This is a genomic window from Aestuariimicrobium sp. p3-SID1156 (assembly GCF_025144225.1).
Taxonomy (GTDB): Bacteria; Actinomycetota; Actinomycetes; order Propionibacteriales; family Propionibacteriaceae; genus Aestuariimicrobium.
In genome coordinates this window covers 184,926-198,498 of record NZ_JALXXB010000003.1, presented here as the reverse complement: position 1 = coordinate 198,498, position 13,573 = coordinate 184,926, and the positions used below count along the sequence as shown (strand labels likewise).

Here is a 13,573-nt window from a genome sequence, read left to right as displayed (position 1 = left end):
CGCGAGGCAGGATTCGGGCCATGCCACGCGACGATGCCGACTTCTCCACTCCCAGCCAGGAGGAGTTCGACGACTTCGTCGCTCGGACCCGAGACGAGACCGGGCGGTTGGCCTTCGCGCTGACCGGGGAGGAAGCTGCCGCTGCGGAACTGGCGGAGCGCGCCTATGCCGATGCGCGCCCGCTCTGGGCGTCGGGTGAGCAGGCCACGCGCCAGCGGGTCCGTGAGCGACTGCTGCACCATGCGCGGAAGGGGTCATCGAACCCTGCGGCACTGGAGGCGGTGGCTGAGTCGGGGTGGCCCACGATTGGGGTCGACGCCGAACGCATCGCAGCGCGCAGCGGTGCTGTGCGGAGTCGCCGCACGCTGCTGGGCCTGGGCGCAGCTGCCGCTCTGGTACTCGGCCTGGGCGTGGGCGCCAGGCAGACGCACCGCTGGCTCACCGAGGATTCGGCCGCCCCGGCGCCGTCGCTGTCCGCGTTTGACCTCGGGCCACAACTCGCGCGACGAACCGTCAGGGTCGACCGCCTGCTGACACTGGACCTCGTGGCCCATGGGACCACCGAAAGCCCCACTCTGGTGGTGACCCATGAGGGCAGCATGCTGGGATCGACCCGGATGGGGCACCGCCCAGCCCTGCTGCGCCTGCCGCACCCCACCAACGACTTCCAGACTGTGCAGCTCGCGATGACGCCGCCGGCGGAGTGGATCCATCTCTCCGGCGTCGGGGTGGACTCCTTGGTGATGAAGCCCGTCGACCTGCTGGGGCACAGCGTGGCGGTGGAATCGATCCTGGACGACTGGCAGTTCTCCGAACTGGCGGCCGGACTGCGCACTGGGGACTTCCTCGGCTCGCCCCCCGACAGATTGGCGGGTAGCAAGCTGGGGCCGCAACTGTGGGCCTACTCCGCAGGCCGGCTCTGCGTGGTGTACGGCGGCGAGGCCACATTGGGGAACATGCCCATGGACGACGTGTGGGTGTGGAGCGCGCGCGGCGCGAAGTGGGGACTCGTCATTGGTGTCGAAGGCAATCAACCAAAGCTCCAGGGCATCGACCGCAAGGACTACCGGTGGATTCGACCGGACGAGAACCGCATGGGGTTCATCCACATCCCGGCCCCCCACGATGTCCGGCAGGCTTCACAGGTGATCGCGGACCAGGAGGGGAAGGAACTGCGGATCCCCCTGCACAGGCTCTGAGCGCGCCGGCAGTCGACGACCCAGATGAGGGCGATCCGGGATCCTGGCGGTGGACCAACCGAGACTGTGGATCGGCCCGGATGCCGAGGGGATGGTGAGGCTTCGCGCCTCATTCGGCAAGCGATGGGGGTGCTGGTGGACCTGGGAAGGCAGCTTCACCAGGGTTGCTGAGCGCGTGCATTCGGCGACAGGGCGGCCAGGGCGCATAATGGTGCGGATGTCCACGCTCATGAACGTCCACCTTGTTACGCTCGGCTGCGCCCGCAACGAGGTCGATTCCGAAGAACTCGCCGCCCGTCTCGAGGCCAGCGGGTTCCGACTCGTCGACAACGCCGATGAGGCGGACACGGTCATGGTGAACACCTGTGGCTTCGTGGAGCAGGCCAAGAAGGACTCGGTTGACACCCTGCTTGAGGCCGCTGACCTCAAGGAACAGGGCCGCACCAAGGCTGTCGTGGCCGTCGGCTGCATGGCCGAACGTTACGGCAAGGAGCTGGCCGACTCGATGCCCGAGGCGGATGCAGTGCTGGGCTTCGACTCCTACACCGATATTGCCGATCGACTGACCACCATCCTCAACGGCGGCCACGTCGAGGCACATGCGCCGCGCGATCGCCGCCAGCTGCTGCCGATCACCCCGGTCAAGCGCCGCGAGGCCGCTGCTGGCGTGGCCGTGCCAGGACACGCCGACCTGCCTGCTGGCGTTGCTCCCGGCTCCGGCCCCAGGACGCTGCGCAAGCGACTGGGGAACAGCCCCTATGCGGCGCTCAAGATCGCGTCGGGTTGTGATCGTCGCTGCGCCTTCTGTGCCATCCCGCGATTCCGAGGCTCCTACCTCTCCCGCAGCCCCCAGGAGGTCCTGGAGGAAGCCCGCTGGCTGGTCGACCATGGCGTCCACGAAGTCTTTCTGGTCAGCGAGAACTCTTCCTCCTATGGCAAGGACCTCGGCGACATCCGCGCCCTGGAGAAGCTGCTCGGCGACCTGTCGAAGGTCGACGGACTGGACTGGATCCGCGTCTCCTACCTGCAGCCCGCCGAGATCCGCCCCACGCTGATCGATGCCATGGTCTCCACCGACAAGGTGGTTCCCTACTTCGACCTGAGCTTCCAGCATGCCTCCGGCCCCCTGCTGCGCCGGATGCGCCGCTTCGGTGAGGCGGAGTCCTTCCTCGGGCTGATCGACCAGATCCGCGACAAGGTGCCCCATGCGGGCATCCGCTCCAACTTCATCGCCGGCTTCCCGGGCGAGACGGAGGAGGATGTGGAGATCCTCAAGGACTTCATGATCCGCGCCCGTCTCGACGTGGTCGGTATCTTCGGCTACTCCGATGAGGACAACACCGAGGGCGCCACCCTCGACCGGCACCTGGAGCAGGATGTCGTCGAGGCTCGCGCCGCCGAGTTGTCGCACCTGGCTGCGGAGCTGTGCGCCCAGCGGGCGGAGGAGCGTCTAGGCGACACCACCACGGTCCTGGTGGAGGGCCATGAGGGCGGCGCTGCCGTCGGCCGCGCTGAGTTCCAGGGCCCGGAGGTGGATGGAACCACCACCATCGTCGATTGCGACGCCGCGGTGGGTGAGCTGGTCCTGGTGTCCCTCACCGCTGCCGATGGCGTCGACCTGACCGCTGAGGTGATCGCATGAGCACGGCCGCCCCGCAGGGTTCCTCCTGGAACGTGCCCAATGTCCTGACAGCCATTCGCGTGGTCCTGGTGCCGCTGTTCGCGTGGATGCTGCTCAGCCACCCGCACGACCAGCATTGGCGCTACTGGACGACCCTGGTCTTCATCGTGGCGATCGCCACGGACTTCTTCGACGGCAAGATCGCCCGCAAGTACAACCTGGTCACCAATTTCGGCAAGCTGTGGGATCCGATCGCTGACAAGGCGCTCACCGGCATGGCCTTCGTCGGCCTGTCACTCCTGGGCGAGCTGCAATGGTGGGTGACCATCATCATCCTGCTTCGCGAATGGGGGATCACCCTCCTGCGCTGGGTCGTCCTCAAGTACGGTCTGGTGATGGCTGCCACCAAGGGCGGCAAGCTCAAGACCCTGACCCAGTCGTTCGCGCTCATCCTGTACCTGACCTGGTTGCCGAAACAGCCCACCGTCGTCCAGTGGGTCGCCTGGGTCCTGATGGGAGCGGCCTTCGTCCTCACCGTCGTCACCGGCCTGGACTACGTGCGCATGGCGCTTCGGGCCCGACAGGACGCACGCGCGGGCGAGGGTACTGACCTCCGTGGCTGACGCCCTGGTGGGGGACGGCATCGCCGTTCTCGCTGACCAGCTCGTGCGCGAACTCGCGGCCAGGCATGTGACCGTGGCCACGTGCGAATCACTGACCGGCGGTCTCATCGGGGCCGCCATCACCAGCATCGGCGGATCCTCGGCCGTCTACCGGGGTGGGTTCATCACCTACGCCAGCGAGCTGAAGTCCCAGTGGGCGGGGGTGGACGCCGAACTGATCGCGCGGGATGGGGTCATCAACGCCGCCACCGCCGAGCAGATGGCGCAGGGAACGCGGGTGGCGGCCGGGGCGGACCTGTGCGTCTCATGTACCGGCGTCGCAGGCCCCGACCCGCAGGATGGCGCTGCACCCGGCACCGTCTGGATTGCGTGCGCTACTGCGGGGGGGACCAGGTCCAGCCTGCTGGAGCTGTCCGGCAACCGTGGGGCCGTGCGGGAACAGACGGTGCTCGCTGCCCTGCGCCTGCTGCTCGAGGAACTCGACTGAAGGGGTGCGGGGGATCGCTGCGGGAATAGGGCCTGTGATGCCGGTGTTGAGAAGGAGCACCACGGAACCGGCTCGGAGCAACGCTCCCCGGGGCGTGGAGCAGAAAGGTGAGACATGAAGCCCATCCTGATGCGCGAACTCCTGGGTGAATCCCTGCGGGAGGCTCGCTTTGCCCAGGGGCGTACCCTGCGCGACGTCAGCATGCAGGCACGCGTCAGCCTCGGCTACCTCTCCGAAGTGGAGCGTGGGCAGAAGGAGGCCTCCAGCGAGCTGCTGGTGTCCATCTGCAGCGCCCTCGACGTGCCGCTGTCCCAGGTGCTCAGCACCGTCAGCGACAAGGTCGCCCGGGCCGAGCTCGGCCAGCGCATGGTGACTGCTGCCTGATCTGGAATGGGCCGGTTCAGGCCCTGTCGACCTCCACGACCCTGACTTCGACGCCGACCTGGCGGATCTTCGCGATCTCGTTCGGGTCGGCGTTGCTGTCGGTGATGAGGATGTCCACCAGTGTGACATCGGCCATCTTGGCCAGCGTCACCTTGCCGACCTTCGAGCCGTCCGCCACCACCATGACGCGCTGGGCTCGCTCCAGCATGGTGTGATTCGTTGCTGCCTCGACGTCGTCGTGGGTGGTGAGGCCGCCGGTGACACTGATGCCGTCACAGCCGACGATCGCGGTGCCCACGTTGATCTGCCGGAAGGTGGACTCGGTGAGCGAACCCACCAGCTCCAGCGAGGTGGCGCGCAGTATGCCGCCCGCGATGAGGACGCGGTTCTGGCCATGGTGGGCCGCCTCGATGGCGAGCCCCACGGAGTTGGTGACGATGGTGAGGTCGCGCCGGTGGTCCAGGGCACGTAGGACCTCGATCGTGGTGGTGCCGCCTGTCAATGCGACGGCGTGCCTGCCGGCCGGAAGGGCACTGACGGCCGCACGAGCGATGGCACGTTTCGCGGACTGGTTGCGACCATCGCGAAGGTTGATCGGCAACTCGCGTCCCGTGGGGAGGGCCCTGGCACCGCCATGGGTCCGGATGAGCAGGCCTTGGGCAGCCAGAGTGCCGACATCCCGCCGGATGGTGGCCGCCGAGGCACCCAGTTCCTTCGCGAGTTCGCGCAGCTGGACCTCTCCGCGCTCGGCGACGAGGTTCAGCAAGGACACCATCCGGTCGGAGCGGACGCGGGCGGGGGATTCAGGGTGGAGCTGCACCATGAGCGAAATGCTAGGGGTCGCTCAGCGATCGCTGAACCCGAGTGCGCGAAACGCGCATGTTTGGTGCGTCCTTCTTCCCGCGCCACGGGCCCTGCCGACCCCGACGTGCGGGCCGGCCGCGACGTGCTGGCTCTGCCCCAGGGTGCAGGGCCCTGTCTCGTCCAGAGGCCCCAACCACCTCGTCAGCGCCGGATGCGGTAACCCCGGGGCGCCATGGTGAAGCCGGCCTGTTCCAGGAGCGGGCCGAAACGGGCATCCCCCAACACGGGGATGCCATCACACTTCTCGACCGTGACGGCGCTGATACGGCCGCTGGTCACCGATCCGGCGAGGGCTCGAAGGCTGTCGAGCAGATCGGAATCCCCGCTCCCGAAGGTGAGCAAGGTGTGCACACCGCGCTCAACGTAGAGCGTTGGTCGTCCATCGATGGTCACCACCAGCGCGCCAGCCCGTCGACTTGGTCGATGCCCCGGCGTCGCGGGCCATGGGAGCGCGGCCCCCCAGGGATTGGCGGGGTCACAGGCGGCAAGCAGTCTCGGAGCCGCGTCGGGGTTGCTGTCGCTGGACCGGATCCGGTCGATCGCCCCGGGGAGGGCGAATTGGGAGGCGCCCAAGCCTTCGACGACGTGTCCTCGTCGGACTGCGCCCTGGCCCTCCATCGTGCTGAGCACCTGATAGGCCTGCGAGAAGTTGTTCCAGGCGGGCTCAACGGCCACCGTGCCGCGCGTCACCAGCCCGTGCCGCTGGAGGGTGACCCCCATCTCCATCAGTGACCTCTCGGTGGTTGAGAGGCGTGGCGCCGTCAGCACTGACCAGCGGCCACCCATGCCGGCCGAGGCGAGGGATGTCGGCCTGGGCAACCGCCGCCGGTGGACGCGGGGGGCACGCGGGGTCCTGAGGGCTGTGCGTCCGCCCGGATTCGCGACCAGGTCCCGCACTGGCTGGAAGCTCGTGCTCGTCACCTGCCCGGCCCACACCAGCTCCCAGACCTGGTGCGCCGAGGCGCCCAGCTCCGCAGCGGTCCAGGCTCCGCCCTGGCGAAGGCGCTCCAGCACTGGCAGGAGCTCCTCCGACACGTCCTCAGCGGTGGCCGGATCAGTCAGGACGAGATCGCCGGGCCACAACTGCACCCATCCGTCCTGGGTGCCGATCGCACCGGCCCCGGTCCACACCACCTCACCCGTCAGCAGGACCTGGTCAAGCAGGTGCGGGCTGTAGTCAACGACTCGACTCGGCAGGATGAGGGACTCGAGCATGGAGGCCGGAAGGGGGAACCCCGCAAGCATCTCCACCGCTCCCATCAAGCCTTCGGTGCCGTGGCCGGGGGCATCCAGCTCCTGCCAGGACGCCAGGAAGCGAGCCAGTTGGGCCTGTTCGACGGGCTCCACCTCAGCCCGCAGCAGAGCCAGGGTGCGCCGCTTGACCCTGCTGAGCACGTCGGGGTGCCACCACCTGTCGTCGACCAGCAGCAATCCAAGCCCCACGCGCAGGTGATCGAGAACCTGGAGCACGGAGTGGGGACTGATGCCCCAGCGCTGCGCCAGTACGGCGGGGTCAAGTCCGCAACGGTGCAGCAGCTCGCGCTGCACCAGGCGTTCCAGGGCCGCCTGTGGCCCTGGCCCCGGTTCTGCCACCATCCCCGGGGGCGTAGGAACCCCGAAGGCATCGGTGAGCAGCGGGAGGTCCTCCAGCGTGCAGACCATGTCGGTGCCGGCGAGTCGGACCGTGGCGATGCGCTTGCTCTCCAGGAGCTCGTCCACCCACGCTCCGGCCTCCGTGCTGTCGGCGCTGCGTTCACCACACTCTCGGACCGTCAGCGGGCCGTGGGTGCGGATGACGTCCCAGAGGGCCTCTGCGGTGGAGGCCCGGAGCGGTTCGCTGAGCCGTTGCAGATCTGCTTCCACCTGGGCCAGTGCGGCGGGATCGAGGAGCACCTGGGCCCCTTCGCGTCCCAACAACTCGGCCAGCAGGGCCTGGTCCACGTTGAGCGCCGCCAGACGCCTCTCGGCGAGGGGCTGGTCACTGTCGTAGAGGAACTCCCCGGCGTATCCGAACATCAGCGAACGGGCGAAGGGTGAGGGGAGGTCCGTCTCAGCGAGCACCAGACGGACGCGACGCGCGCCAAGGTCCTCGACCAGGCGCGTCAGACTGGGGAGGTCGAAAACGTCCTCCAGGCACTCGCGCATCGTCTCCAGGATGATCGGGAATTCGGGATGCCTGCTGGCCACCTGCAGGAGCTGGGCGGCTCGCTGGCGTTGCCGCCACAGGGGGGTACGACGGCCGGGATCAAGCCGCGGAAGCAGCAGGGCGCGGGCAGCGCATTCCCGGAACCGGGCTGCGAACAGGGGGGAGCCATAGGTCTCGTTGGTGACGGTTTCGACGATGCCCGCCGCGTCGATGTCCAGGAGTTCCAGACCCGGTGGCGTCCCCGTGGTGTCAGGAATGGTGATGACGATGCCGTCGTTGCTCGCCCAGGCGCGGACTTCCGAGCCGTGGAGTTCACGCCCCCTGGCCTCGATCGCCAGCGCCCACGGGGTCAGCACCGCCGCACCCAGCGCGGAATGCACCACCAGGCGCCAATCGCCCAGTTCATCAGTGAAGCGTTCCACGACGACCATCCGGTCATCGGGCACCTCGCCGGTGGCTTCAGCCTGCTCGGTCAGGTGGGACACCAAGTTGTTCCTCGACCATTCGTCCACCCCCGTGGGCAGGGTGGCGTCGAGCCGCTCCTCGGACAGCTCGCCCTCAGCGCGCAGCTCGCGGATGAACTCGCCCACGGCCGCGCCCAGGGCCTGGGGACGCCACGCCTGGTCCCCCTTCCAGAACGGCAGCCGGCCCGGTGCGCCCGGCGCGGGGGAGACGAGGACCTGGTGCGGCGTGATCTCCTCGATGCGCCAGCTGGTCGTGCCCAGGGTGAACACGTCCCCCACGCGAGACTCGTGCACCATCTCCTCGTCCAGTTCGCCCACGCGGCGGCCCGCCGTCCCCGGCTCACCGACGACGAAGACGCCGAAGAGGCCGCGATCAGGAATGGTGCCACCGCTGGTCGTGACCAGTCGACGGCTACCGGGACGCGCACTGAGTTGGTCGGTGGCCCGGTCCCACACCAGGCGGGGGCGTAGCTCGGCGAACTCCTCGCTCGGGTAGCGGCCGGCGAGCATGTCCAGGGTGGCGTCGAATGCTGACCGGGGGAGGGTACGGAAACTCTCGGCCCGCCGCACCAACTGGAACAACTCCTCAGAGGTGGCGGTGGTGTCGACCAGCATCGACACCAACTGCTGGGCCAGGATGTCGAGAGGGTTGCGCAGGTCGGGGACCGGCTCGATGTGGCCGGCTGCCATCTCTCGGGTGACGACGATCGCGTCCAGCAGGTCTCCGCGGTGGGTCGGCAGCATGATGCCGCGGGAGACTGCGCCGACCTGGTGGCCTGCGCGTCCGACCCGCTGGAGCCCCGAGGCAATGGAGTTGGGTGCCGCGACCTGGACCACCAGGTCGATGCTGCCCATGTCGATGCCAAGCTCGAGCGAGGAGGTCGCCACCACGCACGGTAGGTGGCCGGCCTTGAGGGCCGACTCGATCTCCAGTCGTCGCTCCTTGGAGACGGAGCCATGATGGGCTCGGGCGATGACCGGTGCGCCGGTGCCGTCCATGCTCCCCGAGCTGCCCGACTGGGCCATGACCATTGCAGGGGGCTCGTGGTCATCGGTCGGAATGCCGAGCCGCTCGGCATGCAGTTCGTTGAGGTGGGCGGTGAGCCGTTCGGCGACGCGACGGGAGTTCACGAACACCAGGGTCGTGCGGTGGGCATCCACCAACTCGAGGACCCGCTTCTCGATGTGGGGCCAGATGGAGTTGTTGGGCTCGCTGTGCGCTCCCTCCGGCCCTGGCGGGAGGGCGAGATCGGTGAGGTCGGGTACTGGTGTCTCGACGCGCAGGTCCCATTGCTTGTCGGGCATCGGCTGCAGGATGTCGATGGGACGATTCCCTACCAGGTAGCGTGCCACACGCTCTGCCGGGCTCACGGTGGCTGACAGCCCGATGCGCTGGAAACCCGGGCGTCCGGATCTGGTCTTCACATCATCAAGGCGCTCCAGGGAGAGTTGGAGGTGGGCTCCGCGCTTCGTCCCGGCCAGGGCATGGATCTCGTCCACGATGATGGCGTCCAGCTGGTCAAGGGTCTCGCGCCCCCGGCTGGACAGCATCAGGAAGAGCGATTCGGGGGTGGTGATCAGGATGTCGGGCGGCTGCTGCACCAGCTTCCGCCGCTCGGTTGACGGGGTGTCACCACTGCGCAGCCCCACCGTGATGTCGGGCAGCGGACGTCCGAGAGCGCGGGCAGCCACCTCGATTCCGCGCAGGGGAGCGGTGAGGTTGCGCTGGACATCGCTGGCGAGCGCCTTGAGCGGGGAGATGTAGAGCACCGAGGTCTTGCGCTCCGCCCGGACGCGTCGGACCTCCTCATCGGGGCGGCATGCGAGCCGATCAAGGGCGGAGAGGAAGGCGGCCAAGGTCTTTCCTGAGCCGGTGGGAGCCACCAGGAGGGCATGATGGCCGCCATTGATGGCTTCCCAGGCCGCGGACTGGGCGCGCGTGGGCGCCGAGAAGGAATCGCTGAACCAGCGGCGCACCGGCGGGCTGAAGCCCGCCAGCGGATCGTTCACCATTCCTTCGACACCCACCCCGCCATGGTGCCACCGAGCTCCGACAAGTTCTGCCAGCCCGGTCGATGTGGGTACTGTTGCCGCGTGCGTGAGGCAGAGCTGTGGCAGCGGTTGGAGAGGCATCTGGGGCCCGGTTATGCGAACAGCTGGGCTGGGATGTACGTGCTGGCGGACCTCGACCATCGCACCGTGCATGAGGCACTGCGGGATGGGATCCCGTGCAAGACGATCTGGCGGGCCGTGTGGCGTGCGCTGGAGCTTCCCGCCTCCGAGCGCTGATTCGACGCCGTCCATCCCGGGGGAGTCCCTTCCAGCACGCGTTGGTGGTGTGGTCCTGCGGGTGGAAACACGCCGGGCGCCGTCCTTGAGATTCGAATCCTTGTTCGTTACCGTTGTCCACAGATGGGACCCGACTCGAGTTCCCATCCACAGATTCTGCGGGTGCGCAGGTTTTGTCGGACCCCTCACCTACATTCGAGATCGCCAGACCACCCGTGCCGCCTGCTACGTCGGCGGCCACCCGAAAGGAACCATCGAATGGCTGTTGCCGACCGCCAGAAGGCGCTTGAGGCTGCGCTCTCCCAGATCGAGAAGGCCCATGGCAAGGGCTCGGTGATGCGTCTGGGTGAGGAGACTCGCCAGCCCATCGCCTACATCCCCACCGGTTCGGTGGCGCTGGACGTGGCCCTCGGAATCGGGGGCTTGCCTCGGGGCCGAGTTGTGGAGATCTACGGCCCGGAGTCCTCGGGCAAGACGACCGTCGCCCTGCACGCCATCGCGAACGCGCAGAAGGCCGGCGGCATCTGTGCCTTCATCGACGCCGAGCACGCGCTGGACCCCGATTACGCCGCCAAGTTGGGCGTTGACACCGACGCACTCCTGGTCAGCCAGCCCGACAACGGTGAGCAGGCCCTCGAAATCGCCGACATGCTGATCCGTTCGGGGGCCCTTGCCCTCATCGTCATCGACTCCGTCGCCGCCCTGACACCGCGCGCCGAGATCGAGGGCGAGATGGGTGACAGCCACGTCGGCCTCCAGGCGCGACTGATGAGCCAGGCGCTGCGCAAGATGACCGGTGCACTCAATGCGGCCGGCACAACCGCCATCTTCATCAACCAGTTGCGCGAGAAGATCGGCGTCATGTTCGGTTCGCCCGAAACGACCACGGGTGGACGGGCCCTGAAGTTCTACTCCTCGGTCCGCCTCGACGTCAGGCGCATCGAGACGCTCAAGGATGGCACCGAGTCGGTCGGCAACCGAACCCGTGTGAAGGTCGTCAAGAACAAGGTCGCCCCGCCCTTCAAGCAGGCCGAGTTCGACATCATCTATGGTCAGGGCATCAGCCGTGAGGGCTCGTTGATCGACATGGGTGTGGACGCCGGCATCATCCGCAAGGCCGGAGCCTGGTTCACCTACGAGGGCGAGCAGCTGGGTCAGGGCAAGGAGAACGCCCGCAACCACCTCCGCAACAATCCGGACATCGCCGCTGACATCGAGAACCGCATCAAGGTCGCCCTTGGCCTCGGGGACCAGCCCAGCGACGAGGTTCCTGCAGGGGTTGACCCTGTCACCGGCGAGGTCGCCTTCTGAGGATGGCTGACGGCAAGCAAGCACCCAGCGAGCCTTCTCCCCTGCAGCTGGAGGAGAAGGCTCGTGAGGTGCTCCTGCGCAAGCTGTCCCTGCGTCCCCACAGCCGGGCCGAGCTGGAGCAGGCGCTGGAGGCCAAAGGAGTCGACCCCGATCTCACCGAACACCTCCTCGATCGTTTCACCGAAGTCAACCTCGTCAACGATGAGGATTTCGCGCGGCAATGGGTCGCATCACGACAACGCACGCGTGGCTCATCCCGACGTGCGCTGCGCGAGGAACTGCGGCGCAAGGGCATAGACCGGGACCTCATCGATGACGCCACCAATGCCGTCAGCAGTGAGGACGAGCTGGAAGCCGCCCTGGAGCTGGCGAGGAAGAAGATGCGCACCTTGGCATCTCTGGAACCGCCGGTCCAGAGGCGTCGGCTCGCAGGTGCGCTGGGGCGCCGTGGCTACGGCTACGAGGTGGTGGAACGGGTGCTCCGCGAGGTTCTCGTGGAGGGCCACGACTAGGGTGGGTCCATGGGTCCCGGCGAACTACTCATCATCGTCCTCCTCGGCCTGACGCTTTTGGCGCTGGTGTGGGTGGCACGCACCCTCCAGCAGCGTCAGGTGACCACAGGTGTCGAGGCGGCTGCGCTGCATGACGGCACTGAGGCCCTTCTTCAGCGGGAAGAAGAGCTCGCCCGGCGTGAAGGTGAGTTGGCCGGCCAGGAGCAGGCGCTCGATGTGCTTCGGGGTGAGCTCGACCGGCGAGACGAACAGTTGTCCGATCGTGTTCGGCAGCTCGATGACCGTGAGCAGCGACTGGTGGCCCGCGCGACTGAGGTGGAGACCAGGGCTGACGCCGCTCGTGCCGAGCGCGACGAGCTCCGCACCCTCCACGCGCAACTCTCCGCCCGTGATGAGGTCCTGGCGCGGCGAGCCGACCGGCTGGACGACAAACAGTCCGAGATCGAACGACAGCGGCTCGACCTCCAACGTGAGCGGGCGCAGGCCGAGTCCGAGCGGCAGGAGCTGGCCGACAGCATGCGCCGTGCGTCCCAGGAGCTGGAGCGCATCGCGGGGATGGATTCCGCACAGGCGCGAGACGAGGTCCTCCATCGCGCCGAACACAGCGCCCGCCTGGAATCAGCCCGACTGGTCCGCGATGTCGAGCGGAAATCTCGTACTGAAGCCGACGCAGTGGCCAGACGGATCATCGTGACCGCCATCCAGCGCCTGGCCGCCGAGCAGACTGCCGACTCCGTGGTGACCGCAGTGATGTTGCCCTCGGAGGAGATGAAGGGCCGCATCATCGGCCGGGAGGGTCGCAACATTCGCACCTTCGAGCAGATCACCGGCGTCAACGTCCTCATCGATGACACCCCGGAGACAGTGCTCATTTCCAGCTTCGACCCGGTACGACGCGAAACGGCGAGGGTGACCCTGGAAGCCCTGGTCGCCGACGGGCGGATCCACCCCTCGCACATCGAGGAGGTTCACGAGCGCAGCATCCGCCAGGTGGAGGAACGGGTCCTGCGGGCCGCCGAGGATGCCCTCGCCGAGGTGCGCATCACTGACCTCGCCCCCGAACTGCTCCCCGTCCTGGGCAGTTTGCAGTACCGGACCAGCTATGGCCAGAACGTCCTGCGCCACAGCCTGGAGTGTGCCCATCTCGCTGCCATGATGGCCGCCGAGTTGGGCCTCGACCCCACCACGTCGCGACGCGCGGCGTTACTCCACGACATCGGCAAGGCGCTCACGCATGAGGTGGAGGGCCCGCACGCGCAGATCGGTGCCGACCTCCTTCGTCGGCACGGCGAGGACGAGGACGTTGTCCATGCCGTGGCTGCCCACCACAACGAGATCGAGCCGGAGACCGTCGAGGCCCTGCTCGTCCAGGCTGCCGACGCCATCTCCGGGTCCCGCCCCGGAGCTCGCCGAGAATCCCTGGAAGCGCACGTCCGACGCCTGGAACGCCTCGAGCAGATCGCCATGGACCAGCCCGGCGTGGACCGGGCCTACGCGATGCAGGCCGGTCGTGAGCTGCGCATCATGGTGTTGCCCGACGAGGTGGACGACGCTGCTGCTCGTGCCATCGCCCGCGACGTTGTTCAGTCTGTCGAACATGAACTGACCTACCCCGGCGAGATCCGGGTGACCGTGGTGCGGGAATCCCGCGCCACTGCAGTGGCACGCTGACG

The 13,573-nt window shown here is 67.8% G+C and carries 11 protein-coding genes; 9 read left to right on the top strand and 2 right to left on the bottom strand.

All coding sequences use genetic code 11. From position 1 onward, the window contains the following. Positions 1-20 precede the first annotated feature (20 nt). The 5 genes from M3G03_RS06095 to M3G03_RS06075 all read left to right on the top strand — a co-directional run bounded on the left by M3G03_RS06095 (position 21) and on the right by M3G03_RS06075 (position 4,314). A complete protein-coding gene (locus M3G03_RS06095; protein ID WP_259808790.1) occupies positions 21-1,199 on the top strand; it encodes a hypothetical protein in 1,179 nt (392 codons plus the stop codon). Positions 1,200-1,428: 229 nt separating this feature from the next. Continuing rightward, complete coding sequence (gene rimO / locus M3G03_RS06090) at positions 1,429-2,841, top strand: 30S ribosomal protein S12 methylthiotransferase RimO (RefSeq protein ID WP_259808856.1); 1,413 nt, start codon at positions 1,429-1,431, stop codon at positions 2,839-2,841. Then, a complete protein-coding gene (gene pgsA / locus M3G03_RS06085) occupies positions 2,838-3,443 on the top strand; it encodes a CDP-diacylglycerol--glycerol-3-phosphate 3-phosphatidyltransferase (protein WP_259808789.1) in 606 nt (201 codons plus the stop codon). Before rimO ends, pgsA begins: the two co-directional genes overlap by 4 nt. Next, entirely contained in the window at positions 3,436-3,930 is a 495-nt protein-coding gene (locus M3G03_RS06080; RefSeq protein ID WP_259808788.1) for a CinA family protein, read from the top strand. The genes pgsA and M3G03_RS06080 overlap by 8 nt, the downstream gene beginning before the upstream one ends. 114 nt (positions 3,931-4,044) lie before the next feature. Continuing rightward, the gene (locus tag M3G03_RS06075) at positions 4,045-4,314 is read left to right on the top strand and encodes a helix-turn-helix domain-containing protein (RefSeq protein ID WP_259808787.1); all 270 of its coding nucleotides are present in this window, start codon (positions 4,045-4,047) and stop codon (positions 4,312-4,314) included. A gap of 16 nt (positions 4,315-4,330) precedes the next feature. On the opposite strand, the gene M3G03_RS06070 is transcribed toward M3G03_RS06075, so the two are convergent. Together M3G03_RS06070 and M3G03_RS06065 are read right to left on the bottom strand one after the other, a co-directional pair. Beyond that, entirely contained in the window at positions 4,331-5,089 is a 759-nt protein-coding gene (locus tag M3G03_RS06070) for a DeoR/GlpR family DNA-binding transcription regulator (protein WP_259808855.1), read from the bottom strand. Between the two features lie 230 nt (positions 5,090-5,319). Beyond that, positions 5,320-9,801 carry a DEAD/DEAH box helicase gene (locus M3G03_RS06065; RefSeq protein ID WP_259808854.1) on the bottom strand — a complete coding sequence of 1,494 codons (4,482 nt, stop codon included), beginning with the start codon at positions 9,799-9,801 and terminating at the stop codon, positions 5,320-5,322. Positions 9,802-9,882: 81 nt separating this feature from the next. On the opposite strand from M3G03_RS06065, the gene M3G03_RS06060 reads away from it, so the two are divergent. From M3G03_RS06060 to rny, 4 genes are all read left to right on the top strand, one after another. After that, positions 9,883-10,077, top strand: a complete 195-nt coding sequence (locus M3G03_RS06060) for a DUF3046 domain-containing protein (protein WP_259808786.1) — start codon at positions 9,883-9,885, stop codon at positions 10,075-10,077. A gap of 258 nt (positions 10,078-10,335) precedes the next feature. Further along, positions 10,336-11,388 carry a recombinase RecA gene (gene recA / locus M3G03_RS06055; RefSeq protein WP_259808785.1) on the top strand — a complete coding sequence of 351 codons (1,053 nt, stop codon included), beginning with the start codon at positions 10,336-10,338 and terminating at the stop codon, positions 11,386-11,388. Positions 11,389-11,390: 2 nt separating this feature from the next. Next, a complete protein-coding gene (locus M3G03_RS06050) occupies positions 11,391-11,900 on the top strand; it encodes a regulatory protein RecX (protein ID WP_259808784.1) in 510 nt (169 codons plus the stop codon). A gap of 9 nt (positions 11,901-11,909) precedes the next feature. Beyond that, entirely contained in the window at positions 11,910-13,571 is a 1,662-nt protein-coding gene (gene rny / locus M3G03_RS06045; protein ID WP_259808783.1) for a ribonuclease Y, read from the top strand. Positions 13,572-13,573: the final 2 nt, after the last annotated feature.